Below are 24,124 nucleotides of genomic sequence, written 5' to 3'. Positions count from 1 at the left end.
TGCCGGGGCGGGGAGCGGCTGCCGGGCCGATGCGGGTCGCCGTCATCGGCGGCGGGCCCGGCGGGCTGTACGCGGCGGCGCTCCTCAAACGGCTCGACCCCGCCCGGGAGATCACCGTCTGGGAGCGCAACGCGCCCGACGACACCTTCGGCTTCGGCGTCGTCCTCTCCGACGAGACCCTGGGCGGCATCGAACACGCCGACCCGGCCGTCCACCGCGCGCTGCAGGCCGAGTTCGTCCGCTGGGACGCCATCGACGTCGTGCACCGCGGGCGCACGCTCACCTCCGGCGGCCACGGCTTCGCGGCCCTGGGCCGCCGCAGGCTGCTGGAGATCCTTCACGAGCGCTGCCGTTCGCTCGGCGTGGAGCTTCGCTTCCGTACGGAGGCCCCGTCCGCCGCCCGACTCGCCGCCGCGTACGACCTGGTGGTCGCCGCCGACGGCGTGCACAGCCTGACGCGTGAAGCGCACCGCGACAGCTTCCGGACCCGGCTCACCACCCACCGCTGCCGCTACATCTGGCTCGCCGCCGACTTCGCCTTCGACGCCTTCCGCTTCGAGATCGCCGAAACCGAGCACGGTGTCATGCAGTTGCACGGCTATCCGTATGCGGCCGGCGCCAGCACCGTCATCGTCGAGATGCGCGAGGAGGTGTGGCGGAGCGCGGGCCTGGACCGGTGCGACGAGACCGAGTCGACCGAGCGGTGCGCGAAGATCTTCGCCGACGCGCTCGGCGGCCGCCAGCTGCGCGGAAACAGCTCCAGCTGGACCGCCTTCCGCACCGTCGTCAACGAGCGCTGGTCGCACGGCCGTACGGTGCTGCTCGGCGACGCGGCGCACACCGCCCACTTCTCCATCGGCTCCGGCACCAAGCTCGCCGTCGAGGACGCCCTCGCGCTGGCCGCCTGCCTGGACGAGCAGCCCGATCTGCCCGCCGCACTCGCCGCGTACGAGGCCGAGCGCCGTCCAGTCGTCGAGTCGACACAGCGCGCTGCCCGCGCCAGCCTCGAATGGTTCGAGAACATCGGCGCGTATCTCGGCCAGCCGCCCCGCCAGTTCGCGTTCAACCTCCTCACCCGCAGCCGCCGCATCACGCACGACAACCTGCGGCTGCGCGACCCCGGATTCGTCGCTGCCGTGGAGCGCGACGAGGGGGTTCCGCCCGGCACGCCCCCGATGTTCACCCCCTTCCGGCTGCGCGGTCTCACCCTGCGCAACCGCGTCGTCGTCTCCCCGATGGACATGTACTCGTCCGAGGACGGCACCCCCGGCGACTTCCACCTCGTCCACCTCGGCGCACGCGCGCTCGGCGGCGCCGGGCTGGTGATGACGGAGATGGTGTGCGTGAGCCCGGAAGGGCGGATCACCCCGGGCTGCGCCGGGCTGTACGCACCCGGCCACGAAGCGGCGTGGCGGCGCGTCACCGACTTCGTGCACGCGCAGTCGCCCGGCACGGCGATCGGCGTGCAGCTCGGGCACTCCGGCCGCAAGGGGTCGACCCGCCTGATGTGGGAGGGCATCGACCAGCCGCTGCCGCACGGGAACTGGCCGGTGGTGGCCCCCTCGCCGCTGCCGTACCGGCCGGGCGTCAACCAGGTCCCGCACGTGCTCGACGCGGCCGGACTCGCCGGGATCCGCGAGGAGTTCGCGCAGTCCGCCCGCCGCGCGGCCCGCGCCGGATTCGACCTCCTCGAACTCCACTGCGCCCACGGCTATCTCCTGTCGAGCTTCCTGTCGCCGCTGACCAACCAGCGCACCGATGCCTACGGCGGCGACCTCGCCGCCCGGCTCCGCTACCCGCTCGAAGTCTTCGACACCGTACGGTCGGTGTGGCCGGACGACCGGCCCATGACCGTCCGGATCTCCGCCACCGACTGGGCCGACGGAGGCACGACGGCGGACGAGGCCGTCGAGATCGCCCGCGCGTTCACCGCCCACGGCGCGGACGCCATCGATGTGTCCAGCGGGCAGGTCGTCCCCGACGAAAGGCCGGAGTACGGGCGCTCGTATCAGACGCCGTACGCCGACCGGATCCGTAACACCCTCGGCGTCCCGGTCATCGCGGTCGGCGCCATCTCCTCCTGGGACGACGTCAACTCGCTGCTGCTCGCGGGCCGCGCGGACCTGTGCGCCCTCGCCCGGCCGCACCTCTACGACCCGCACTGGACCCTGCACGCGGCCGCCGAGCAGGATTACACCGGCCCCGGCGCCCCCTGGCCGCTCCCGTACCGCGCGGGCAGCCGCAAGCCCCCGGCCGGCCGCACGGACGCGCCCAAGCCCAGGCTCAGCCTCGGCTCGGGCGCACAGAGGTGAGGGCCGCTCAGCCCGACACCACTTCCGCCGCGAACGCGGCTCCCGCGTCGCGCAGTCGGGCGTGCAGCGCCGCGAACACCTCCGCGCTGCGCCCGCCCGGCCAGTCGCGGGGCAGCAGTTCCGCCGGGAGCCCCGGGTCCGCGTACGGCACGTGGCGCCAGGAGTCCAGCATCAGCAGGTGGTCCCGGTACGCCTCCGCGCGGTCCACGGTGCGCCGCCCCGCCCAGCGCCGCAGCATCGGCTCGTGCTCCTCCAGGAAGGCGCGGTGCAGCTTCGCGATCGCGTCCAGGTCCCACCAGCGCGCCACCGAGCGGGCCGTCGGCTCGAAGCCGGTGTGCCGTCCTGTGAACAGGTCGACGTACGCGTCGAGTCCGAGCCGCTCCAGGGTGTGCCGGGTCTCCTCCAGCAGATGGGCCGGGGCGATCCACACGCCGGGCGCGGCCGTGCCGAACCCGAGCCGCGCCAGGCGGGAGCGCAGCAGATGGCGCTTGTTCCGCTCCTGCTCGGGGACCGAGAAGACGGCCAGCACCCAGCCGTCGGCGAGGCGCACGGGCTGCCGGCCGTAGATGCGCCGGTCTCCGTCGTCCAGAAGCTGCCGGGCGCTGCCGGAGAGCACGTAGCCGGCCGCGCCGCTCCCCGTGCGGGCGGGGAGCAGCAGCCCGCGCCGTTTCAGCCGGGAGACCGCCGAGCGCACCGAGGGCGGGTCCACGTCCACGGCGCCCAGGAGCCGGATCAGCGCCGCGATCGGCACCGGTCCGTCCGGACCCTCCTCGGCCCGGCGCCCGCGCCCGTGGGCGCCGAAGAACGTGACGATCAGGGACCGCGGAGTGTGCTGCTCTGCCACGCGATCACTCTAGAGCGCTTGCTGTCCCGGCTCGCCCGGTCCGCCCGGTGCGCCCGGTCTCCAGGCCGCGCAGCCGGAAGCGCTGCAGCTTGCCCGTCGCGGTACGGGGCAGGGCGTCGAGGAAGACGATCTCGCGAGGGCACTTGTACGGCGCGATCCGGTCCCGGACGAAGTCCCGGAGGGCCGCGACCGCGAGCTCGTCCCGGCGCGCGCCGTCGCGCAGCACCGCGTACGCCACCACGATCTGCCCGCGCCGCTCGTCGGGACGACCCACCACGGCCGCCTCGAGCACCTCGGGGTGGCGCAGCAGGGCGTCCTCGACCTCGGGGCCCGCGATGTTGTACCCGGCGGAAATGATCATGTCGTCGGCGCGGGCCACGTAGCGGAACCAGCCGTCCGGCTCCCGCACATACGTGTCGCCGGTCATGTTCCAGCCGTCCCGGACGTACTCGCGCTGCCGCTCGTCCGCGAGATAGCGGCAGCCGGTCGGCCCGCGGACCGCCAGCAGCCCCGGCTCGCCGTCCGGTACGGGCCGCCCGTCGTCCCCGACCACGCGCGCGTGGAAGCCGGGCACGGGAACTCCGGTCGTGCCCGGCCGGATCGCGCCGTCGGCGGCGGAGATGAAGATGTGCAGCAGCTCGGTCGCTCCGATGCCGTTGATGAGCCGGAGACCGGTGCGCTCGTGCCAGGCGGTCCAGGTGCCTTCAGGGAGGTTTTCCCCGGCCGAGACGCAGCGGCGCAGCGACGCCAGGTCGTGCGAGTCGACCTGCTCGAGCATCGCCCGGTACGCCGTGGGGGCGGTGAAGAGCACGGACACCTTGTGCCGGCCGATCGCGGCAGGCAACTGCCGCGGTCCTGCCTGCTCCAGCAGCAGCGCGGCCGCCCCGGCCCGCATCGGGAAGACCACGAGGCCGCCGAGCCCGAAGGTGAAGCCGAGCGGCGGGCTGCCCGCGAACAGGTCGTCGGCGCGCGGCTGCAGCACGTGCTCCGAGAAGGTGTCGGCGATCGCCAGCACATCGCGGTGGAAGTGCATGCAGCCCTTAGGGCGCCCCGTGGTTCCCGAGGTGAAGGCGATCAGCGCCACGTCGTCCGCGGACGTGGCGACCGCCGGGTAGACATCGGGCTTGGCCGCGCACCGGGACGTGAGATCCTCCGGTCCGTCCCCGCCGTAGGTGGCGATGCGCAGACCGGACACCTCCGCCTTCACCAGGTCGTCGACCGACCGGATGTCGCACAGCGCGTGCCGGACCCTGGCCATCTCGCAGATGCCCGCGAGCTCCGGCGGCCGCTGCGAGGCGAGCACCGTGACGGCCACCGCTCCCGCCTTCATCACCGCGAGCCAGCAGGCGGCGAGCCAGGGGCTGGTGGGGCCGCGCAGCAGGACCCGGTTGCCGGGCACCACGCCGAGGTCCGAGGTGAGGACGTGCGCGATCCGGTCGACCCGGCCGCGCAGCTCGCCGTACGACCAGACGCCGCCCGAGCCGTCGACGAACGCGGGCCGGCCGGGCCCGAACCGCTCCACCGTGCGGTCCAGCAGCTCGGCGGCGCAGTTGAGCCGGTCCGGATAGCGCAGCCCCGGCAGCTCGAAGAGCAGCTCGGGCCACTGGTCCCGCGGCGGCAGATGGTCGCGGGCGAAGGTGTCCTCGTGGGCTGACGGCTTGAGCGGCGTGAGCTCCATCGCGGTTGCGCCCCCTCGGTCGCCGGTCCTGGAATGGGGTGGTTTCAGGGCCGTGCGGTTGTCCACGAGCGTAACGTGATGGTGACGACAGTCAACAGATCGCGATAAGACTGCCGAGAAGGAGGTGCTGTCGATGGCCGCATTCGCGCTGGAGGCGGAGCAGCTGGAGTGGTGCGCGCAGGTGCGCGAGCTGGCGGCGGAGCGGCTGCGGCCGCTGGCGGAGAAGGGCGAGCCCGGCCGGGTCAACCGGCCCATGGTCGCGGCGCTCGGCGAACTCGGCATCCTGCAGCGGATCTTCCCGGACGCGGGCGCGGGCCCGGGTACGGGCGCCGGTCCGGGTACGGGCGTCGGCCCGGGGGCCAGTGCCGGTCGGGGTACGGGCGTCAGGCCGGGCGCGGTTGCCGGTCCGGGTGGGGGCCCGGGGGCGTGCGGGCCGGGCCGGGTCTCCGCTCTGGACCTCTGTCTGCTGCGCGAGTCCCTGGCCACCGAGTGCACGGAGGCGGAGACGGCGCTCGCCCTCCAGGGCCTCGGCACGTACCCGGTGGTCCAGTCGGGCAGCCGGGAGCAGCGCGCGCGCTGGATCCCCGAGGTCACCGCGGGCCGGGCCGTCGCCGCCTTCGCGCTGAGCGAGCCGGGCGCGGGCTCCGACGCGGCGGCACTCGCGCTGGCGGCCGAGCCCGACGGCGGGCACGGCTGGCGCCTCAGCGGCGAGAAGTGCTGGATCTCCAACGCCCCCGAGGCCGACTTCTACGCCGTGTTCGCTCGTACGGGCGGAGCGGCGGGGGCCCGGGGCATCACGGCCTTCCTCGTCCCCGCCGACCGCCCCGGCCTCTCGGGCGAGCACCTCGACATGCTCAGCCCGCACCCCATCGGCACCCTGCGCTTCGACGGCGTCCCGGTCACCTCGGCCGACCTGCTCGGCCAGCCCGGCCGGGGTTTCGGCGTCGCCATGCGGACCCTCAACCTCTTCCGGCCCAGCGTCGGTGCCTTCGCCGTCGGCATGGCGCAGGCGGCGCTGGACGCCGCCCTGGCGCACGCCGCACGCCGTACGGCCTTCGGCGCCCCCTTGAAGGACCTCCAGTCCGTCTCCCACCAGCTGGCCGAGATGGCCACCCGCACCGAGGCCGCCCGGCTGCTCGTCCTCGCCGCCGCGGCCGCGTACGACAGCGGTGCCCCGGACGTCGCCAAGCGCTCGGCCATGGCGAAACTGCTCGCCACGGAGACGGCGCAGTACGTCGTCGACGCGGCCGTCCAGATCCACGGCGCCCGCGCGCTACGGCAGGGGCACCTGCTCGAACACCTCTACCGTGAGGTGCGGGCCCCGCGGATCTACGAGGGCGCGACCGAGGTCCAGCGGACCATCATCGCGAAGGAGCTGTACCGGTGAGCGAGCGACCGCGGCACCTGGAGCGCGTCAACCCGCCCGAGCTGTCCCCGCCGACGGGTTTCAGCCACGCCGTGACAGCCACCGGCGGCCGGCTGGTCTTCCTCGCCGGCCAGACGGCCCTCGACGGGGAGGGCAAGGTCACAGGAGACACCCTCCCCGCTCAGTTCGAGACCGCGCTCACCAACCTCCTCACCGCCCTGGCCGCGGCGGGCGGAGCGCCGGAGCAGCTGGCCCGCGTCACCGTCTACGCCACGGACGTCGCCGCGTACCGTACGCACGCCGCCGAACTCGGCCGTATCTGGCGCCGTCTGGCGGGCCGCGACTACCCGGCGATGGCGGTGATCGGCGCGGTCAGGCTCTGGGACGAGCAGGCGATGGTGGAGCTGGACGGCATCGCGGTCCTGCCCTGACGCCACTACCTACGTGTGCGGTAGCCACCGACCCGTGCAACGTCGCAGGAAACGACATATTTACTTCCAGGCGCCCATTTTTCTCCTCTACCCGTTGACGCGTCATCCCGGCGATACATAACATGTATGCACAACAGGGCCACGGGATGCGCCAACGCTATCCCGTCGGACAACGTCACGGGAGTTCTGCAGCGGGCGCTCGTGACACGTACCACCCGGCACGGCGACTCGGAGCATCACCGGAGTCGACCCTTCGCTCCGGGCTGCTGCCGAGATCAGCGAGGCACCTCATGGCTCCGGCACCGACCAGCTACCCCATCGCATCGCGCGGACACCGTCCCGGCCTCAGGCGCGCCACGGCTCTGCCTTCGGCCCGGTACGGGCCCCGGGAAGCGGCGTCCCACCGCGCGGTGATCGCCCTCCTGGCCGAGGAACGCCAGGTTCGTATGGTGCGCCGCTTCGCCGCTGCCCACCTGTCCTGCTGGGGGCTGACCGAGCAGGACCGGGACTGCGTGGTCCTCATCGTCGGCGAACTGGCCGGCAACGCGGCGCGACACGGCGGCACCGACATGACCGTGAGCCTGTCCTTGACCGACCGGGATCTGTGCATCGACGTCGTGGACACCGGCCCATCGGGTCGCCCCCCACGCGCGCATTGCAGCGAGGCCGAGGACGAGCACGGCCGCGGTCTGGGGATCGTCGATCACCTGGCCAACTGGACCGACTTCCGCGCCGAACGGGACGGCTGGCGGAGCCGGGCGGGTCTGCGCGTCGCACCGGCAGGCAGCGCCGCGGCTTAGCGGTTCCAGCTCTCATCCAGGGGACGCGTTTCCTCACAGACTGCTTCCGGTCACAGCGAGTCGCTCAAGGTGTCCGCGAGGCGCTGCCGTACGGCTCGAGCGGCGGGCAGCACCGAAACGGCGACCGCCCCGGCCACCGCAGTCGCGCTGATCGTGAGCAGAAGCGCGGGCGAGGGCTGCTGAGCGATACCCGAGCCGATGCCACTGGAGCGGCCCTGGAGATCGATCAGCCAGTCCGAGGCCAGGACTCCGGCGGCCATTCCCACCACGCTGGCGCCGAGAGCGATGAAGCCGGTGCCGGCCACGATCACGGCCATGATCTGGCGTGGGGTGAGCCCGATCGCCTTGAGGGCGAGAAGGTCGCGGCGACGGTCCCGTACACCTGCGGCGATAGTCGTCGACAGCTCCGCGAGACCGATCAGAGCAAGCACGAAGATCAGCCCGACGATCACCCCACGCACCGACGAGAGCGCGTCGGACGGATTGCCGATCTCGCGTATGTCGAGCCGGCCGTCCACGGTCCCGGCCAGATCGCCCCGCACCGCGCCGGGATCGGCGTCGTCATCGAGCACCAGCTGATAGAAGTCGGGCCGCAGCGAGGCGTCGCGCTCGCGCAGGGTGTCCAGGGATGTGGAGATCACCCGGCCGCCGTCCTCCGGCTCGATGCTGCGCCCCACGATGTGCAGGACCTGGGGGCTTCCCTGCACCGTCATGCGGACCCAGTCACCGACCTCGGCATCGAGCAGATCGAGCAGCCCCTGGCCTGCCACTGCCTCGTCAGGGCCGCGCGGCGCATGTCCCTCGGCGGCCACGAACGGATACGGGTCGCTCTCCGTGCCGAGGCCCCGAAGCCTGATGGTTCCGGTCTGTCCCGGGACCAGGGCCGCGACCTCGGAACCCGGATAGGCCGCCGCCACCTCGGGGTGATCGGTCAGCAGGCGACGCATGGACGCCTCGTCGAGACCGTCGCCGCGCGCGGTGAGGGCGGCGGAGAGCCCCACCTTCTGCGGCCGGTGCTCGAAGCCGTCGAGGGTGGTCCAGGCGCCCAGGGCCACGGTGATCAGCAGCAGGGGGACGGCCAGCCGGCCGACGGCGGCTATGGAGCGCGCCGAGCGGTTGAAGGCACCGCGCCAGCCGAGCACCAGAGCGGGAGGCAGGTGCAGACCGAGAGCGCGCCGTACGGTTCCGGATATCCGGCGGCTGACCGGGGTCGCGGCCCGGGCGACGGGCACCGGCGGAACACGCCCGGCCCGCCAGGCGGCCGCCCCCGTCATCGCGGCGATGAGAAGCAGCGCGCCCGCCGAGATGGCCGCCGGCACCCAGGCGTGCTCGGGAAGCGCCTGCCACAGGTCCATGGCCTCGCCCACCCGGCCGGGCAGACGCGGGCCGAGCACCTCGGTGAGGACCGCCCCGAAGGCGACGCCGACCAGCGCGAGGGCGAGGTGTTCCACCAGGTACATCCGGACGAGGTGCCCGGGAGTGAATCCGATGGCCTTCAGCACCGAGATGTCCCGCAGATGACCTCGGATCCGCGTGCTGATGGCGCCTGCCACGGCCAGGGCCGCGGCCAGCAGCGCCCCGAGCCCGAACACCCCGAGCAGCAGCCCGAGGAGGCGGTCGCCGCCCTCGGCGTCGGCCCGGGCCTGCTGCCAGGTGGAGACCTCGGTGACCTGGTCGGCGCCGAGCTCGGTGACCGCCCGCTGGACGGCGAAGTCGGTGTCCTCGGGATCGTCGAGCCGCAGCCCGATGGTCTGGCCCTGGTGCTCGCGGTCGGGCGCGACCTGGCGGAGGGTCTCCGGCAGTACCCATCCCACGCCGGGGGTCTCCCCCGCTCGATAGCGCGGTTCCGCGGTGTCGGCGATGCCTGCGACGCGCAGGGAGCTGACGGTTCCGCCGGAGCCGCGGACGTTCAGGGAGTCGCCGGGCTCGGCCCACAGCGCCCGGGCGACCGAGCTCTCCAGCACGATGCCGTCCCGGGCGTCACGGGTGAGCCAGTGACCGGAGGCGACGAGCGGCCGGGCCACGTCGGGCGGCTGGGGCGCGGTGGCGCGCAGCTCCAGTGTCGCGTTGCCTCCCCCGGTGCTGCTCCCCCCGAGCTCGGCGGTGGCCGCTGCCGTACGGAACGGCCCTGCCGCGGCCGCGACGCCGTCGAGCTTGGTCAGCGCCCTGGCGTCAGCGGTCGCCGTGGTGTGGATCCACACATGGGCGCCGGAGGACTGGGTGAAGACCCGCTGCCAGGGGTTCGCCGCATAGGCGAGGAACGCTCCGGCGAGCAGCAGAGAGACGATGATCCCGGCCGTCGCGAGGACGAGGAACAGCGCTTCGCCGCGCTGCACCCGAAGGTCGGCGCGCACCCAGCGCACCGTGGCCCTCATCCTGCTCAGCCCTTCAGCTCGATCGTGCCGGACACGCCACCGGCTCGCCGGGTCCCCTCGCCGAGCGTGGCCTCGTCCACGATCCGGCCGTCGAACAGGTTGATCACCCGGTCCGCGGCGCTGGCCATCCGGGCGTCATGGGTCACCAGCACGATGGTCTGGCCGCGCTGGTGGAAGCGGGAGAGCAGCCGCAGCACTTCCCGGGTGCCCTTGCTGTCGAGGCTTCCCGCGGGTTCGTCCGCGAGCAGCAGGGCGGGGTGGTTGACCAGTGCGCGGGCGAGCGCCACCCGCTGCTGCTCACCACCGGAGAGCTCGCCCGGCATGCTGTGTTCCTTGCCCTCCAGGCCGAGGTCGGCGAGGAGCTCGGCACGGCCCTCCCGGGCCTGCCGGGGGGAGGTCCCGGTGAGCAACGCGGGCAGCTCGACATTGTCGGCCACGGTCAGGGTCGAGATCAGGTTGAAGAACTGGAAGACGATGCCGATGCTGCGCCGCCGCAGCACGGCCCAGCGGGCCTCGCTGTAGGAGTCGACCTCATGACCCCCGAGCCAGATCCGGCCGCTGTCCGGCCGGTCGAGCCCCCCGAGCAGGTGGAGCAGGGTGGACTTGCCGGCCCCCGATGGTCCGGTGATGGCGAGGAACTCACCGCGCTCGACGTTCAGGTCGACACCGCGTACGGCCTTGACGGGGCTGCCGTCGGCCTGGTGGGTCTTGACCAGGCCCTCTGCCCGCACGATGGGTCCGGTATCGGCAGCCGTGGTTCCGCCGGCTGCGGCGGGAGGGGCCTCACGGCTCATTCCAGCTCCTCCTGACAACGCTCCAGCCAGTCGAGGTCCGCCTGCAGGTGGAGCATCGCGCCCTCGATCAGCAGCTGCGCGACCTGGTTGTCCCGGTCCTCGGTCGCGGCCAGCTTCGACAAGTCACGCATGGTGTTGAGATAGTGTCGGCGCTGCTTGTTGATCAGAGCGATCTGATCACCCGAGTCCGGTGTGAGGGCGAGTTTCATGAAGAACTCGTCCCGTACCCGCGGTTCGTCGCTCGGCTCCTCGAACCATGCGGCCACCGCTTCACGCCCCGCAGGGGTCAGCTGGTAGATGCGCTTGTTCGGCCGGGCCGACTGGGCGACGTCCTGTCCCTCGATCAGCCCGGTTTTCTCCAGCCTACCGAGGGTGACGTAGATCTGTCCGATGTTCGGCTGGGGGTACGCTGCACCGAGGAGGCTCTCAAGGGTCTGCTTGAGCTCGTATCCATGGGCGGGGCCCTTCGAGAGAAGCGCCAGGAGGGGCAGACGCACAGTGCCGCCTCCTTCCCGACATACGTTCTCGTGCGGTGGGTGTTTCGGGCTGTGCGCCGGACCGCCCGTGGACATCCGCGACATCCAGTATCCCGCATGCATAACGGGTATACAGGTGCTCACGCCGGGCGAATCACCGGCACCGCTGCGCCAGGAGGGACCGAGGGACCTATGCGGTGGACGTGTGCCGCCGGCCGGGGGCTCCTGGCAGCTGCGCTGATCTTCGCGGGGTCGTCGGTCGCGTGTTCCTCGACCGGGGGAGAAACGCATGACTCCGATGGCCGCGGTCAGCTGACTCTGGTGACGGGCGGGGACATCACCGGCTATCTGCGCAGTGTCCTCGACGACTGGAACCGGGCGCGGCCGGCCGAGAAGGTGACGCTGGTCGAGCTGCCGGAGGCCGCGGACGAGGTCCGCGCACAGATGTCCACGAGCCTGCGGTCCGGCAGCGACCGCTATGACGTCCTCAACATCGATGTGGCCTGGACATCCGAATTCGCCGCCGCGGGCTGGCTCTCCCCGCTGAACGCCGACCGCTTCCCGACGAAGCGCTTCCTGCCGCCGGTGGTGGACACCGCCACCTTCGGCGGGCGGCTGCACGCGCTGCCCTATGTGACGAACGCGGGCCTGCTGTACTACCGCAAGGACATCCTGGACCGGGAGGGCGAGAAGCCACCGCGCACCTGGGCGGAGCTGGAGGGACTGGCCAAGACGGTCGCGCCGAAGTACGGCCTCGACGGTTACGCGGGGCAGTTCCTTCCGTACGAGGGGCTGACGGTGAACGCCGCCGAGGCCGTGCAGTCGGCCGGCGGCTCGGTCCTCGCCGACGAGGGTGCCCGGGTCACCGTGGACTCCGCGGCCGCGCGGAAGGGCGTGGCCTTCCTGGCCGGGGGTGTGCGGGACGGATGGATCCCGGAGAAGGCGCTCACGTACAAGGAGGAGGAGTCCCGGAAGTCCTTCCAGGATGGGCGGTTGCTCTTCCTGCGCAACTGGCCGTACGTCCACGGGCTGGCGAGCCGCGGGGACTCGAAGGTGGCGGGGAAGTTCGGCGTGGTCCCGCTGCCCGGGCCGGACGGGCCCGCCGCGGGCATCCTCGGAGGCTCGAATCTCGCGATCAACGCGAACTCGCGGCACAAGGAGTCGGCCGCGGATCTGCTGAGCTATCTGACGAGCGAGAAGGTCCAGCGCCGCGTGCTGACCGAGGGAGCGCTGCCACCTGTGTGGGCCGATCTGTACGGCGATCCCGCGCTCGTGCGCCAGTTCCCGTATCTGCCCACCCTCCGGGAGAGCGTGCTCGCGGCCAGACCACGCCCGAAGAGCCCACGGTACGAGCAGGTGAACCTGGCCATCCAGGCGGTCGTGCACGACGCGATGGCGCAGCGGGAGACACCGGAGCGCGCCGTCGAGCGTCTGGCGCGTGAGCTCGAGACGATCGTCCACCAGGACTGAAAACCGGACTTCGCGGGCGGTCAGTCGGCACCGCCGGGGACCACCAGACGCAACTCGTAGGCGCAGGCGGCCTCGATGCCGTTCATCTTCGGCATCCGGATGTCGAGCAGCGCGACGTCCGGACGCTGCTCGGCCGCGAGGAAACGGCACATCGAGCGGTACCCCGACACCGTCCGCCGGATCTCGGCCGAAGGCCACGACGTGGCCAACCACACCTGGTCGCATCCGCGCCTGACGGAGGTGACGCACGACCGGATACGCGAGGAACTCGCCCGTCCCCAGCGGGCCATCGAGAAGATCACCGGGCGCAGGCCCACGCCGATGCGCCCGCCGCAGGGCCGCACCGACGCGAAGGTGGCGTAGATCAGCGGCTCCGCCGCGAGCTGGGTCGGTTCAGCCGTACTTCCCCTGCTGGGGTGCGGCTTGCTGCTGGGCGGTTCACAGCAGCGGTTCTTGCACAACGCCTGCGATGACCGTGGTCACGACCTTGCCGACGGCTCCAGCCTCCGGCGGGGTGCCTTCCCGGTCGGCGAACAGCAGGTGCACGGCCCCGATCAGCGTGGGAGCGAGCGTGTCGACGTCGGCGTCCGCCGCGATGCGGCCCAGTTCGCGCTCTGCGGTCAGGTAGGAGGCGATCATGGCCGTTGCTTCCGTCAGGACGGGGACGCCGGCCGACCCGGCCTGGCGCAGCCGAGCGCGCAGCTCATCCCGGGAGATGACGAGGCCGACGATCGCCACCGCGACCGACCCGAACAGGGCCATCAGCGCGCCGGTGAGGTTGCCGGCGACGGTGCCCGTCCCGGCGGACTCGCGCAGGGCGGCGGTCTGGTGGCCGATCCGGCCGATGCGGTCCAGTACGAGTTCGGCGAGGAAGGCGTCGAAGTCGGCGAAGTGCCGGTGCAGGACCCCCTTGGCGCAGCCCGCCTCCGTGGTGACCGCCCGGCTGGTCAGCGCACTCGGCCCGTCCCGGAGCAGAAGGCGCTCGGCGGCGTCGAACAGCTGCTCGCGCGCGTCGCGCATGGCCACCCCTGTCGGCATACCGCGCATCCCTCCTTCCCCGGCCGGCCCGCCCGTTGACGAGTGGGCACATGCCCACCATAGTGGGCGCATGCCCACTATACCGCCGGAGCGAGCGCTTCATTCCGAACCCGAGCCTCATCAAGCCCGACAGATGGCGGAGTCGTTCGGCTCGGACCCCGAACGCTACGACCGAGCCCGGCCCCGCTACCCCGACGCGATGGTGGACGCGATCGTCGCCGCCGGCCCCGGGCCCGACGTTCTCGACGTCGGCTGCGGTACCGGCATAGCAGCCCGGCAGTTCCAAGCGGCCGGCTGCAGGGTGCTGGGCGTCGACGTCGACGCGCGGATGGCCGAGTTCGCGCGCCGAAGCGGGCTTGAGGTCGAGGTGGCGGCCTTCGAAGCCTGGGACCCCGCCGACCGGGCATTCGATGCGGTCCTGGCCGGGCAGACCTGGCACTGGATTGACCCGGTTGCCGGCGCGGCCAAGGCTGCGCAGGTGTTACGGCCCGGTGGCCGGCTGGCCGTGTTCTGGAATGTGTTCCAGCCTTCGCCCGAGGTGTCGGACGCCTTCTCCGGGGTCTACCGCCGGGTCATGCCCGACGTGCCGCGCAATCCCTGGGCGATGCCTGCCCTCGACGGGTACTCGGTGCTGTTCACCAGGGCGGCCGACGGGATACGACAGGTGGGCGCGTTCGGCGACCCGGAGCAGTGGCGGTTCGACTGGGAGCGGGCCTACACCCGGGAGGAGTGGCTGGACCAGCTGCCTACCGGTGGCGATGCCGGCCAGTTGCCGCCGGCCAAGCTGGAAGAGCTGCTGGCGGGCATCGGGGCAGCGATCGACGCGATGGGGGGCAGCTTCACGATGCGGTACACCGCGGTGGCGGTCACTGCGGCGCGAACCGACGCAGCCTGACCCGGCTTCACGGCGCGTCGGCACGCACACGGTCAGTACGTGACCAGGCGGCCCGCGGGCGCCGATGCGTTCATCAGCCTTGAGGCTCCTGCGGTTTGACCTCGACCTCGCGCAGGCTCTGGTCTTTGAGCTCGGTGTGTGCCTCGGTGCGGTGCCCCCGGGCGATGTAGTCACGCATGACCGCTTCGACGGCGTCCTGGGGCGAGCCGACCCCGGCCAGGACCATCACTTCCACCACCAGTTCGGCATCGAGACTGATGTTGACCTTGGCCACGAGCGCCCCCCTTAGCCGGACAGGGACTCTAACAGCCACAGCATCGCACTCACGGCGACGACTCGTCCCCGCTGCGGTGCAATGACACGGGACAGCAACAGGGCGGAGCACGCTGGGAGTTCATCTGCGGCAGGCACATGCGTCCGCTACGGCAAGGAGAACGGAGGCGTTCAGATGTCCCGGAAGATCTCGATCTGCGCGCCGACCGAGTTCAGGCGCTCCGCCAGGTCCTCGTAACCCCGGTTGATCACATACACGTTGCGCAGCACGGACGTGCCCTCCGCGGCCATCATCGCCAGCAGCACGACCACCGCGGGACGCAGCGCGGGCGGGCACATCATCTCGGCGGCGCGCCAGCGCGTAGGGCCCTCGACCAGCAGCCGGTGCGGGTCGAGGAGTTTGACGTCCGCGCCCAGCCGGTTGAGATCGGTCAGGTAGATCGCGCGGTTGTCGTAGACCCAGTCGTGGATCAGCGTCGAGCCCTGGGCCGTGGCGGCGATGGCCGCGAAGAACGGCACATTGTCGATGTTGAGCCCGGGGAACGGCATCGGGTGGATCTTGTCGATCGGTCCGCGCAGCTTGGACGGCCGTACGGTCAGGTCGATCAGTCGCGTACGGCCGTTGTTCGCCGGGTACTCGGGGCTGCGCTCGGTGTCGAGGCCCATCTCCTCCAGGACCGCCAGCTCGATCTCCATGAACTCCACCGGCACCCGCCGGATCGTCAGCTCCGACTCCGTGACGACGGCGGCGGCGAGCAGGCTCATGGCCTCCACCGGGTCCTCGGAGGGCGCGTAGTCCACATCGCGGTCGATCTGCGCTACGCCGTGCACGGTCAGCGTCGTCGTGCCGACGCCCTCGACGCTGACGCCCAGCTGCTCCAGGAAGAAGCACAGGTCCTGGACCATGTAGTTGGAGCTGGCGTTGCGGATGACCGTGACGCCGTCGTGCCGGGCGGCGGCCAGCAGTGCGTTCTCGGTCACCGTGTCGCCGCGCTCGGTCAGCACGATCGGGCGGCCGGGCGAGACGGAGCGGTCGACCTGCGCGTGGTACGTGCCCTCGGTGGCCGTGACTTCCAGGCCGAAGTGCCGGAGCGCCGTCATATGGGGCTGTACGGTGCGCGTCCCGAGGTCGCAGCCGCCCGCGTAGGGAATCCGGAAGTGGTCCATCCGGTGCAGCAGCGGGCCGAGGAACATGATGACGCTGCGGGTCCGGCGCGCCGCGTCCGTGTTCATCGCGTCCAGGTCGAGCCGGGCAGGAGGGACGATCTCCAGGTCACCGGCGTCGTTGAGCCACCGGGTCCGTACGCCGATGCTGCCCAGTACCTCGAGGATCCGGTAGACCTCCTCGATCCGCGCGACCCGCCTGAGCGTGGTGCGCCCCGAGTTGAGCAGCGCCGCGCACAGCAGCGCCACGCACGCGTTCTTGCTGGTCTTCACGTCGATACGGCCGGACAGCCGGCGCCCGCCGACCACGCGCAGGTGCATGGGGCCCGCGTAGCCGAGGGAGACGATCTCGCTGTCGAGCGCTTCACCGATGCGGGCGATCATCTCAAGGCTGATGTTCTGATTGCCGCGCTCGATACGGTTGACGGCGCTCTGGCTGGTGCCGAGCGCCTCGGCGAGCTGCGTCTGTGTCCAGCCCCTGTGCTGGCGGGCGTCGCGGATGAGCTTGCCGATGCGTACGAGGTAGTCGTCTCCCATGAGGCGGATGTTATCTCAGATATGAGATTGGCGCCTGTTGCGATCAGGTCCGGATTGGTGTCGTCATCGCTCCTGGAGCACCGACAGGACGTTGCCCGCCGGGTCCCTGAACCACGCGATGTACGGGCCCTCCTGGCGGAAGACCCCCTTTTCGTCCTGCTCGAAGCCCTCGTACCGCTCGAAGGTCACTCCGCGCCGGCCCAGCTCGTCGACGGCCTGGTCGATGTCGTCCACGGGGAAGTTGAGGATGGTGAACGAGGCCGGGGTGTGGTCCTCCTTGGGGTAGACCAGGATCTCCGTGCCGTCGGCGATGTGCAGCGTCATCAGGCCGTACTCCTCGGACGTCCGCAGGCCCAGCGTCTCGCCGTAGAACTCCTTCGCCTTCCGCATGTCGTTCACCGCGAAGCCGCTGAACGCCTTGGTGTTCCCGAACATGGCCGTGTCCCTTCTCCGGTTCTCCCTCTCACCACGAACGAACCCGCCGGGGACCGGCAGCGCAAACGGAAGGGGGCCGGATGCGGCAGTGCACGTCCCGTACGGGCGGGGTCACTGTCCCCGTCCGCTCCGCAGTTCCCGCAGAGAGTGGCCCACCTCGGCCGCGCTGTCCCGCAGCCGGGCGGACTCGGGCGCGTCGGCCCCGGCCAGTTGGGTCTCGATCGCCTCCAGCCGCGCGCCCAGCTCGTCCAGCCGTTTCTGGTCGCGGGTCAGCAGCTGCTGCAACTGGCGGTTCTTGCGGTGCAGTTCGAGGAAGACGCTGACCTTGGCCCGCAGCACCCACGGGTCGAACGGTTTGGTGAGGAAGTCCGCCGCGCCCGTGGCATAGCCGCGGAAGGCGTATCCCCGGTCGGTGTCCGTGCCGGTCAGAAAGATGATCGGCACGTCCTTGGTCTGGTCGAGCCGCTTGATGTTCGCTGCGGTCTCGAAGCCGTCCATGCCCGGCATCAGGACGTCGAGGAGCACGACCGCGAACTCCTGGCGCAGCAGCGCCTTCATCGCGTCCTCCCCGGAGTGGGCCCGTACGAGAGGTTCGCCCAGGGAACCCAGCACGGCTTCCAGGGCGACCAGGTTGTCCTCCATATCGTCGACGATCAGGATGCCGGCGCGGTCGGCGGCGAAGCCGCTGTTCATGGTGTGGCCTTCGGGGATTCGTCGTCACGGTCGGGGTCGAGCAGGTCGCAGATGAGCCCGATCAGCCGGTCGACGTCGACCGGCTTGGGCACATACGCGTTGGCGCCGCAGGCGATGGACTTCTCGCGGTCGCCCGGCATCGCCTTCGCGGTGAGGGCGATGATGGGGAGGTCGGCGTAGCGCGGGGTGCGGCGGATCGCCTCCATGGTCTGGTATCCGTCCATCTCGGGCATCATGATGTCCATCAGGACCATGGAGACGTCGGGGTGCCGCTCGAGCGATTCGATGCCCTCGCGGCCGTTCTCGGCGTACAGCACCGACATTCCCACGCGGCCCAGCACATGGGTGAGCGCGAAGACATTGCGGATGTCGTCGTCCACGATCAGGACGCGGCTGCCGGGCAGTACGTGTCCCGCTCGGCCGGACTTCCACTGCTCCAGCCGGGTCGGGGTGGGCCAGTGGTCGCTCTGGTCCGGGAAGGCGGCCACATCCGCCGGGGTCGGCTGGTGCGCCGGCCCGGCCTCCCTTTCGGGCTCCGCCTCTGCCTCCGGTTCCACGGCGGCGATATCTGGGTAGATCGCCGGGACGGTGAAGGTGAAGGTGCTGCCCTTGCCCGGCTCGCTCTCGGCGGTGATCCTCCCGCCGAGGAGTCCGGCGATCTCCCTGCTGATCGACAGGCCCAGGCCCGTCCCGCCGTACTTCCGGTTGGTCGTGCCGTCCGCCTGCTGGAACGCCTCGAAGATCACCGGCAGCTTGTCGGGAGCTATTCCGATGCCGGTGTCCTTGACGGAGAAGGCGATCAGGTCCTCGACGCCCTCGAAGTGATGGCCCTGCGGGTCCTTGACCCGCTCCACTCTCAGCTCGACCCGGCCCGCCGAGGTGAACTTGATGGCGTTGGACAGCAGATTGCGCAGAATCTGCTGGATCCGCTGCTCGTCGGAGTGCATCTCCCGCGGTACGTCCTCGCCGACCGCCACCTCGAAGGCCAGACCGCGGTCGAGGGTGATGGGGCGGAAGGTGGCGTGGACGTAGTCGAGGAGCTTGATCAGCGGCAGCTTCTTGGCGCGTACGTCCATCCGGCCGGCCTCGATCTTCGACAGGTCGAGGATGTCGTTGATCAGCTGGAGCAGGTCGGAGCCCGAGCGGTGGATGGTGGTGGCGAACTGCACCTCCTGCTCGGACAGATGGCCGTCGGGGTTGTCGGACAGCAGCCGGGCCAGAATGAGCAGGGAGTTCAGCGGGGTGCGCAGTTCGTGCGACATGTTCGCCAGGAACTCCGACTTGTACTGCGAGGAGGTGGCCAGCAGCGCCGCCTTCTCCTCCAGCTCCGCGTTGGAGCGCTGCAACTTGGCCTGCTGGCGCTGGAGTTCGTCCGAGCGCTCCTGGAGCTGCATCGCCAGCCGCTGGGACTCGCTGAGCAGCGACTCGGTCCGGGAGTTGGCGATGATGGTGTTCATCGCGACGCCGATGGTGTTGACGAACTGGTCGAAGAAGGCCAGGTGCACATCCGAGAAGCGGGAGAACGAGGCCAGCTCGATCACGCCGAGCAGCTTGTCCTCGAAGAGGATCGGGATGATGACCACGCTCGTCGGGGCGGCCTCCCCCAACCCTGAATTGATCTTGATGTAGTCGGGCGGGGCCTCCTCCATGAGGATGCGCTTCTTCTCCAGCGCCGCCTGCTGTACGAGGCCGTGGCCCGGCATACCGGGAGTGTCGACCGTCGCGCCCTGCGCTGAGCCGTAGCCCGCGATGAAGGCGAGACCGCGCTGCGAGGTGAGCATGCCGTCGGCGCTCGGCGGCCCGCCGTCGCCGTCGGTCGTGGCCAGGAAGAACGCGCCGTACTGGGCGTTCACCAGAGGGGTCAGCTCACGCAGGATCAGGTCGGCGACCTCCATCAGGTCCCGGTGGCCCTGCATCAGTCCGGCGAGGCGGGCGAGGTTGGACTCCAGCCAGTCCTTCGCGCGGGTGGTCTCGCGGAGGTTGGAGACCATCAGGTTGATGTTGTTCTTCAGCTCGGAGACCTCGCCCCGGGTCTCCACGGTGATGGAGCGGGACATGTCGCCCTGGGCCACGGCGGAGGCGACCTCGGCGATGGCCCGGACCTGGGTGGTGAGGTTGAGGGCCAGCTCGTTGACGTTCGTCGTCAGGCGCTTCCAGGTGCCGAAGACGCCCTCGACCCGGGCCTGGCCGCCGAGTTGGCCCTCGCTGCCGACTTCGCGGGCGACCCGGGTGACCTCGCTGGAGAAGGAGGAGAGCGTGTCCACCATGGTGTTGATGGTGGTCTTGAGCTCCAGGATCTCACCGCGCGCGTCCACGTCGATCTTCTTCGACAGGTCGCCCTGGGCCACGGCCGTCGCCACCTGGGCGATGTTGCGGACCTGGGAGGTGAGGTTGTCGGCCATGAAGTTGACGTTGTCGGTGAGGTCCTTCCAGACGCCCGACACTCCCAGCACCTGGGCCCGTCCGCCGAGCCGTCCTTCCGTACCGACTTCGCGTGCGACGCGGGTGACTTCGTCGGCGAAGGCCCGCAGCTGTTCCACCATCGTGTTGACGGTGTCCTTCAGCTCGAGGATCTCGCCGCGCGCGTCCACGGTGATCTTCTTGGACAGGTCGCCGTTGGCGACGGCCGTGGTGACCTGGGCGATGTTGCGGACCTGAGACGTCAGGTTGGACGCCATGAAGTTGACGTTGTCGGTGAGGTCCTTCCAGACGCCGGAGACGCCGCGGACCTGGGCCTGGCCGCCGAGGTTGCCTTCGGTGCCGACTTCGCGGGCGACGCGGGTGACTTCGTCGGCGAAGGCGGAGAGCTGGCTGACCATGGTGTTGATCGTCGACTTCAGTTCCAGGATCTCTCCCTTGGCCTCGACGGTGATGGTCTTGCCCAAGTCGCCCTGGGCGACCGCCGTGGCCACCTGGGCGATGTTGCGGACCTGGGTGGTGAGGTTGTCGGCCATGAAGTTGACGTTGTCGGTGAGGTCCTTCCAGACGCCGGAGACGCCGCGGACCTGCGCCCGGCCGCCGAGCCTGCCGTCCGTGCCCACCTCCCAGGCCACGCGGTTGACCTCGTCGGCGAACGCGGACAGCTGATCCACCATGGTGTTGATCGTCGACTTCAGCTGCAGGATCTCGCCCTGAGCGTTCACGGTGATCTTCTGGGAGAGGTCGCCGTTGGCGACGGCCGTGGTGACCTGGGCGATGTTGCGGACCTGGTAGGTCAGGTTGGACGCCATGAAGTTGACGTTGTCGGTGAGGTCCTTCCAGACGCCGGAGACGCCGCGGACCTGGGCCTGGCCGCCGAGGTTGCCCTCGGTGCCGACTTCGCGTGCGACGCGGGTGACTTCGTCGGCGAAGGCGGAGAGCTGGTCCACCATCGTGTTGACGGTGAGCTTCAGCTCCAGCAGCTCGCCGGTGGCCTCGACGGTGACCGAACGGGTCAGGTCGCCGCGGGCCACCGCCGTCGTCACCACCGCGATGTCCCGCACCTGGGCCGTGAGCCGGGCGGCCATGGTGTTGACGGCCTCCGTCACGTCCCGCCAACTGCCCGAGAGTCCCTGCACCTTGGCCCGGCCGCCGAGCCGCCCCTCCGTGCCGACCTCGCGGGCCACCCGCGTCACCTCGCCGGTGAACAGCGACAGCTGGTCGACCATGGTGTTGACCGCCCGGCCCAGGCGGCGCAGGTCGCCGCGGAGCGGCCGGTTGCCGTCGTGCAGATCCACCCGCTGGGTGAGATCGCCGCCGGCCACCGCGTCCAGGACACGGGTGGCGTTCGCGGCCGGGGCGACGAGGGCGTCGACAAGGGAGTTGGCGGCTCCCACGCTCGCCGTCCACGTGCCCTGGCCGGGGCTCGCCGAGAGCCGCTCGTCGAGCCTTCCGTGGCGCACGATCTCCCGGCGCACCCGTACCAGTTCGTCCACGAAGTGCTTGTTGCGGTCGGCGATCTGGTTGAAGACGGCGGCGAGGTCGGCCGCGACGCCCTGGGGCACCGCGTCGGCGGGGGACGGGGTCTCGTACGAGCCCGGCAGCCGGACACGGAAGTCGCCGTCCCGTAAGGCGGTCATCGCCGCCAGGAGCGGGCGCAGCGCGTCGGCGCGAATCCACCCCCCACCGGGCGGCGGTGTCGCGGCTGCCGTACCAGAAATGTCATGGGATGTACCAATTACAGAGCTCATCGCAGCCCACTTCGGTGACTTGGTGCTCATGGGCAGGCTCAGTCTGTCACTCTGTCGGAGTAGTCAGCGGCGCGTTTGCTCGAAATGGTCAGGAGCCGCACTGTGGGGTCGATTCCGAAACTGCGCGAAACCTGTTCCGGGGCCGCCGTCGTCCGTGGGACGCGGCCGATGGTCCGCACCAACCTGCCCGGGAACCCTCTGGCGCCCGCCACCGCCCGCCGTTTCGTACGCGTCGCGCTCGCCGACTGGGCGGAGCTCCGGCTGCCCTCCTCCGGGGTCATCACCGACCGGCTGGCGGAGGACGCGGCACTGCTCGTCAGCGAGATGGTCACTAATGCGGTGGTGCACGCGGGCACGGACGTGGAGCTGGTCTGCCGCCTGGTGGCGGCAGGGGAGGAAGACGGTGGGGCGGCCGGGCTGGTGGTGGAGGTCTCCGACCGCCACGCGGCACGGCCGGTGGGGAGCCAACCGTCTCCGGTAGGGGAGTACGGCCGGGGGCTCCAGCTGGTGGGCGCGCTCGCCGAGTCCTGGGGAGTGAGCTACCGGAGAGGTCTGAAGACCGTGTGGTTCCGGCTGACGGACAGGGAGTCCGACGACGCGGACGGTCGACGGCCCGACTGGGACGCGGTGTTCGGCGGGGCGATGGCGCTGTCGGCCGCGGACCCCGGTAACCGGCGGCCGGTCACGGCCCGGGCGCAGGGCGGCGACTGGGGGCGGCAGGCCGGCGACTGGGGGCGGCGCCCGGACTGGGAGCAGGGCTCCGACTGGGACACTCGTGGCGCCCTGTCCTTCCTCGCGGAGGCGTCCGACCTGCTGGCGGGCCAGTTCGACGAGGACATGGTGGCGGCGCTGGCCGGGCAGTTGCTCGTGCCGCGGCTGGCCGACTGGTGCGCGGTCTGGCTGGACGACGAGGCCGGGCGCGCACCGGGCTCCGCGCCGCGGCTCGCCCGGGTCTGGCATGCGCACGAGAGTCGTATCGAAGCGTTCAGGGCGGCGTTGGAGAAGAATCCTCCGGTGCTCGGGGAAGCGGTGCGCGGCTGGCCGGTGCCCTGGCCGTGGCCGGCGACCGAGCCGGAGACGCCTGGGAGCGCGTACGGTCTGCAGCCGTGGGAGGAGGACGGCGGCTCTGCGCTCGCCTGCCGGCTCTTCGCGGGCGCCCGCAGCGTCGGCACCCTGCTGCTCGGCCGGGAAGGCCCGGCGCGCATCCCCGACGAAGTGGGCGCGCTGATCGAGGACTTCGCGCGCCGCGTCGCGCTGGCGATCCTCTCGGCGCGCCAGTACACCCGCGAGGCCACGACGAGCCTGGTCCTGCAGAAGGGACTGCGGCCCCGTGGAATCGCCCCCATCCCGGGCGTGACCACCCACGTGGTGTACGAGCCGGCCGGCGAGGGCGCGTGGGCGGGCGGCGACTTCTACGACATCTTCCAGGCCGGCGAGGGCCGGTGGTGCTTCGCCCTGGGGGACGTGTGCGGGAACGGGTCGGAGGCGGCCGTCGTGACCGGTCTCGTCCGGCCCTGGCTGAAGCTGCTGGCGCACGAGGGATACAGCGTCGGAGGAGTGCTCGACCGGCTCAACCGCATGCTCATGGACGACGCCACGCAGGCGGCGGAGGCCGCCGCGCCGCCGGCGACCGCTGACGCGGGCTCCGTGCCGTGGGAGGCCCCCCAGGTGCGCTTTCTCTCGCTGGTGTACGGGGAGCTGGTGGCGGCGGACGACGGTCCCGGTATGCGGTGCACCCTCGCCAGCGCCGGTCATCCGCTGCCGCTGCTGCTGCGGCCCGACGGCGAGGTGCGGCCCGCGGCGACGCCCCAGCTGCTGCTGGGAGTGCAGGAGGACACGGCGTACGAGTCCCAGACCTTCCACCTGCGGCCCGGCGACACCCTGCTGTCCGTGACCGACGGGGTGACCGAGCGCCGCTCGGGGCAGCGGCAGTTCGACGACGGCGGCGGGCTGGCGGCGGCGCTGGCCGGCTGTGTGGGGCTGGGAGCGGCGGGGGTCGCGGAGCGGATCAGGCGCGCGGTGCACGAATTCGGCGAGACGCCGCCGGACGACGACCTGGCGCTGCTGGTTCTCCACGCCGGTGACCTCGCCGGTCGGGCCACTCCGCGGTGACCTGGCCGCTCGGGCGCCGGTCGGGTTGTCCGGTGGTGACCGTGCCGGTTGGGCTGTGCGGCGGTGACCGCGCTGGTTGGGGCGTCCGGTGGTGAGCGCCCAGGTCGGGCAGCTTCGCCGTGGACCTTGCCAGTCGCGGGGACGTGCGGCGGCAGCCACCGGCTCCGCCCGGGCCCATGTGCTGACTCTCATCCCGATGTGCTGGGGTTTCTCAAGAGAGCGTCGTACGTTTCTCAACCGGTGCCGGCAGCGTCCCAGCTCA

General features: G+C 71.2%; 19 protein-coding genes and 1 pseudogene. 8 read left to right on the top strand and 12 right to left on the bottom strand.

Features of this window, described 5'->3' with window-relative positions:
• The first annotated feature begins 29 nt into the window (after nt 1–29).
• A complete protein-coding gene (locus ACTWP8_RS02830) occupies nt 30–2,312 on the top strand; it encodes a bifunctional salicylyl-CoA 5-hydroxylase/oxidoreductase (RefSeq protein ID WP_443320706.1) in 2,283 nt (760 codons plus the stop codon).
• 7 nt (nt 2,313–2,319) lie between these two features.
• On the opposite strand, the gene ACTWP8_RS02825 is transcribed toward ACTWP8_RS02830, so the two are convergent.
• Both ACTWP8_RS02825 and ACTWP8_RS02820 read right to left on the bottom strand, forming a co-directional pair.
• Nucleotides 2,320–3,156, bottom strand: coding sequence for a PaaX family transcriptional regulator (locus ACTWP8_RS02825; protein ID WP_443320551.1), 837 nt, complete (start codon nt 3,154–3,156; stop codon nt 2,320–2,322).
• A 4-nt stretch (nt 3,157–3,160) separates the two neighbouring features.
• Nucleotides 3,161–4,834, bottom strand: coding sequence for an AMP-binding protein (locus ACTWP8_RS02820; RefSeq protein ID WP_443320550.1), 1,674 nt, complete (start codon nt 4,832–4,834; stop codon nt 3,161–3,163).
• 133 nt (nt 4,835–4,967) lie between these two features.
• Between ACTWP8_RS02820 and ACTWP8_RS02815 the strand changes: the two genes are divergently transcribed.
• The 3 genes from ACTWP8_RS02815 to ACTWP8_RS02805 all read left to right on the top strand — a co-directional run bounded on the left by ACTWP8_RS02815 (nt 4,968) and on the right by ACTWP8_RS02805 (nt 7,431).
• Nucleotides 4,968–6,221 (top strand): acyl-CoA dehydrogenase family protein, encoded by a 1,254-nt coding sequence (locus ACTWP8_RS02815; RefSeq protein ID WP_443320549.1) that lies wholly within the window; start codon nt 4,968–4,970, stop codon nt 6,219–6,221.
• Nucleotides 6,218–6,631, top strand: a complete 414-nt coding sequence (locus ACTWP8_RS02810) for a RidA family protein (protein WP_443320548.1) — start codon at nt 6,218–6,220, stop codon at nt 6,629–6,631. The genes ACTWP8_RS02815 and ACTWP8_RS02810 overlap by 4 nt, the downstream gene beginning before the upstream one ends.
• 290 nt (nt 6,632–6,921) lie before the next feature.
• Nucleotides 6,922–7,431, top strand: coding sequence for an ATP-binding protein (locus ACTWP8_RS02805; RefSeq protein ID WP_443320547.1), 510 nt, complete (start codon nt 6,922–6,924; stop codon nt 7,429–7,431).
• Nucleotides 7,432–7,481: 50 nt separating this feature from the next.
• Here the strand turns inward: ACTWP8_RS02805 and ACTWP8_RS02800 are convergent, their stop codons facing one another.
• From ACTWP8_RS02800 to ACTWP8_RS02790, 3 genes are read right to left on the bottom strand one after another with little or no spacing between them, the layout of a single operon-like run.
• Nucleotides 7,482–9,806, bottom strand: coding sequence for an ABC transporter permease (locus tag ACTWP8_RS02800; protein WP_443320546.1), 2,325 nt, complete (start codon nt 9,804–9,806; stop codon nt 7,482–7,484).
• Nucleotides 9,807–9,811: 5 nt separating this feature from the next.
• Nucleotides 9,812–10,600, bottom strand: coding sequence for an ABC transporter ATP-binding protein (locus ACTWP8_RS02795; RefSeq protein ID WP_443320545.1), 789 nt, complete (start codon nt 10,598–10,600; stop codon nt 9,812–9,814).
• Entirely contained in the window at nt 10,597–11,097 is a 501-nt protein-coding gene (locus tag ACTWP8_RS02790) for a PadR family transcriptional regulator (protein ID WP_443314506.1), read from the bottom strand. Before ACTWP8_RS02790 ends, ACTWP8_RS02795 begins: the two co-directional genes overlap by 4 nt.
• Nucleotides 11,098–11,268: 171 nt before the next feature.
• Between ACTWP8_RS02790 and ACTWP8_RS02785 the strand changes: the two genes are divergently transcribed.
• Nucleotides 11,269–12,546: an ABC transporter substrate-binding protein gene (locus ACTWP8_RS02785; RefSeq protein WP_443320544.1), complete on the top strand. Its 1,278-nt coding sequence runs from the start codon at nt 11,269–11,271 to the stop codon at nt 12,544–12,546.
• 20 nt (nt 12,547–12,566) lie between these two features.
• Here the strand turns inward: ACTWP8_RS02785 and ACTWP8_RS02780 are convergent, their stop codons facing one another.
• On the bottom strand, nt 12,567–12,698 hold the full coding sequence (locus tag ACTWP8_RS02780; protein ID WP_443320714.1) for a hypothetical protein: 132 nt from the start codon (nt 12,696–12,698) through the stop codon (nt 12,567–12,569).
• Between ACTWP8_RS02780 and ACTWP8_RS02775 the strand changes: the two are divergent.
• A pseudogene (locus ACTWP8_RS02775) lies at nt 12,688–12,906 on the top strand (polysaccharide deacetylase family protein); the annotation flags it as partial. The gene ACTWP8_RS02780 and the pseudogene ACTWP8_RS02775 overlap by 11 nt on opposite strands.
• A gap of 78 nt (nt 12,907–12,984) precedes the next feature.
• Here ACTWP8_RS02775 and ACTWP8_RS02770 read toward each other — a convergent pair.
• Nucleotides 12,985–13,584, bottom strand: a complete 600-nt coding sequence (locus ACTWP8_RS02770; RefSeq protein WP_443320542.1) for a TetR/AcrR family transcriptional regulator — start codon at nt 13,582–13,584, stop codon at nt 12,985–12,987.
• 133 nt (nt 13,585–13,717) lie between these two features.
• Here ACTWP8_RS02770 and ACTWP8_RS02765 point away from each other — a divergent pair, with 133 nt between their 5' ends.
• Nucleotides 13,718–14,479, top strand: coding sequence for a class I SAM-dependent methyltransferase (locus ACTWP8_RS02765; RefSeq protein WP_443320541.1), 762 nt, complete (start codon nt 13,718–13,720; stop codon nt 14,477–14,479).
• A gap of 73 nt (nt 14,480–14,552) precedes the next feature.
• On the opposite strand, the gene ACTWP8_RS02760 is transcribed toward ACTWP8_RS02765, so the two are convergent.
• The 5 genes from ACTWP8_RS02760 to ACTWP8_RS02740 all read right to left on the bottom strand — a co-directional run bounded on the left by ACTWP8_RS02760 (nt 14,553) and on the right by ACTWP8_RS02740 (nt 21,639).
• Entirely contained in the window at nt 14,553–14,753 is a 201-nt protein-coding gene (locus ACTWP8_RS02760; protein WP_443320540.1) for a type II toxin-antitoxin system VapB family antitoxin, read from the bottom strand.
• A 170-nt stretch (nt 14,754–14,923) separates the two neighbouring features.
• Nucleotides 14,924–16,453 carry a helix-turn-helix domain-containing protein gene (locus ACTWP8_RS02755; protein ID WP_443320539.1) on the bottom strand — a complete coding sequence of 510 codons (1,530 nt, stop codon included), beginning with the start codon at nt 16,451–16,453 and terminating at the stop codon, nt 14,924–14,926.
• Nucleotides 16,454–16,516: 63 nt separating this feature from the next.
• Complete coding sequence (locus ACTWP8_RS02750) at nt 16,517–16,888, bottom strand: VOC family protein (protein WP_443320538.1); 372 nt, start codon at nt 16,886–16,888, stop codon at nt 16,517–16,519.
• A gap of 111 nt (nt 16,889–16,999) precedes the next feature.
• Nucleotides 17,000–17,581 (bottom strand): response regulator, encoded by a 582-nt coding sequence (locus tag ACTWP8_RS02745; RefSeq protein ID WP_443320537.1) that lies wholly within the window; start codon nt 17,579–17,581, stop codon nt 17,000–17,002.
• Entirely contained in the window at nt 17,578–21,639 is a 4,062-nt protein-coding gene (locus tag ACTWP8_RS02740; RefSeq protein WP_443320536.1) for a HAMP domain-containing protein, read from the bottom strand. The genes ACTWP8_RS02745 and ACTWP8_RS02740 overlap by 4 nt, the downstream gene beginning before the upstream one ends.
• A 279-nt stretch (nt 21,640–21,918) precedes the next feature.
• Here ACTWP8_RS02740 and ACTWP8_RS02735 point away from each other — a divergent pair, with 279 nt between their 5' ends.
• Nucleotides 21,919–23,862 carry a SpoIIE family protein phosphatase gene (locus ACTWP8_RS02735; protein WP_443320535.1) on the top strand — a complete coding sequence of 648 codons (1,944 nt, stop codon included), beginning with the start codon at nt 21,919–21,921 and terminating at the stop codon, nt 23,860–23,862.
• The last annotated feature ends 262 nt before the right edge of the window (nt 23,863–24,124 follow it).

The organism is Streptomyces sp. 7N604 (genome assembly GCF_052245475.1).
Taxonomy (GTDB): Bacteria; Actinomycetota; Actinomycetes; order Streptomycetales; family Streptomycetaceae; genus Streptomyces.
This window is presented reverse-complemented; position numbering and strand designations above follow the sequence as displayed.

What these genes read in the sequence shown, in the direction of transcription:
- ACTWP8_RS02830 (WP_443320706.1), top strand. Translation starts at nt 30, where the DNA reads ATGCGGGTCGCCGTCATCGGCGGCGGGCCCGGCGGGCTGTACGCGGCG.
- ACTWP8_RS02820 (WP_443320550.1), bottom strand. Translation starts at nt 4,834, where the DNA reads ATGGAGCTCACGCCGCTCAAGCCGTCAGCCCACGAGGACACCTTCGCC.
- ACTWP8_RS02815 (WP_443320549.1), top strand. Translation starts at nt 4,968, where the DNA reads ATGGCCGCATTCGCGCTGGAGGCGGAGCAGCTGGAGTGGTGCGCGCAG.
- ACTWP8_RS02805 (WP_443320547.1), top strand. Translation starts at nt 6,922, where the DNA reads ATGGCTCCGGCACCGACCAGCTACCCCATCGCATCGCGCGGACACCGT.
- ACTWP8_RS02800 (WP_443320546.1), bottom strand. Translation starts at nt 9,806, where the DNA reads ATGAGGGCCACGGTGCGCTGGGTGCGCGCCGACCTTCGGGTGCAGCGC.
- ACTWP8_RS02795 (WP_443320545.1), bottom strand. Translation starts at nt 10,600, where the DNA reads ATGAGCCGTGAGGCCCCTCCCGCCGCAGCCGGCGGAACCACGGCTGCC.
- ACTWP8_RS02785 (WP_443320544.1), top strand. Translation starts at nt 11,269, where the DNA reads ATGCGGTGGACGTGTGCCGCCGGCCGGGGGCTCCTGGCAGCTGCGCTG.
- ACTWP8_RS02780 (WP_443320714.1), bottom strand. Translation starts at nt 12,698, where the DNA reads ATGTGCCGTTTCCTCGCGGCCGAGCAGCGTCCGGACGTCGCGCTGCTC.
- ACTWP8_RS02770 (WP_443320542.1), bottom strand. Translation starts at nt 13,584, where the DNA reads ATGCCGACAGGGGTGGCCATGCGCGACGCGCGCGAGCAGCTGTTCGAC.
- ACTWP8_RS02765 (WP_443320541.1), top strand. Translation starts at nt 13,718, where the DNA reads ATGGCGGAGTCGTTCGGCTCGGACCCCGAACGCTACGACCGAGCCCGG.
- ACTWP8_RS02755 (WP_443320539.1), bottom strand. Translation starts at nt 16,453, where the DNA reads ATGGGAGACGACTACCTCGTACGCATCGGCAAGCTCATCCGCGACGCC.
- ACTWP8_RS02750 (WP_443320538.1), bottom strand. Translation starts at nt 16,888, where the DNA reads ATGTTCGGGAACACCAAGGCGTTCAGCGGCTTCGCGGTGAACGACATG.
- ACTWP8_RS02745 (WP_443320537.1), bottom strand. Translation starts at nt 17,581, where the DNA reads ATGAACAGCGGCTTCGCCGCCGACCGCGCCGGCATCCTGATCGTCGAC.
- ACTWP8_RS02740 (WP_443320536.1), bottom strand. Translation starts at nt 21,639, where the DNA reads ATGACCGCCTTACGGGACGGCGACTTCCGTGTCCGGCTGCCGGGCTCG.
- ACTWP8_RS02735 (WP_443320535.1), top strand. Translation starts at nt 21,919, where the DNA reads ATGGTCCGCACCAACCTGCCCGGGAACCCTCTGGCGCCCGCCACCGCC.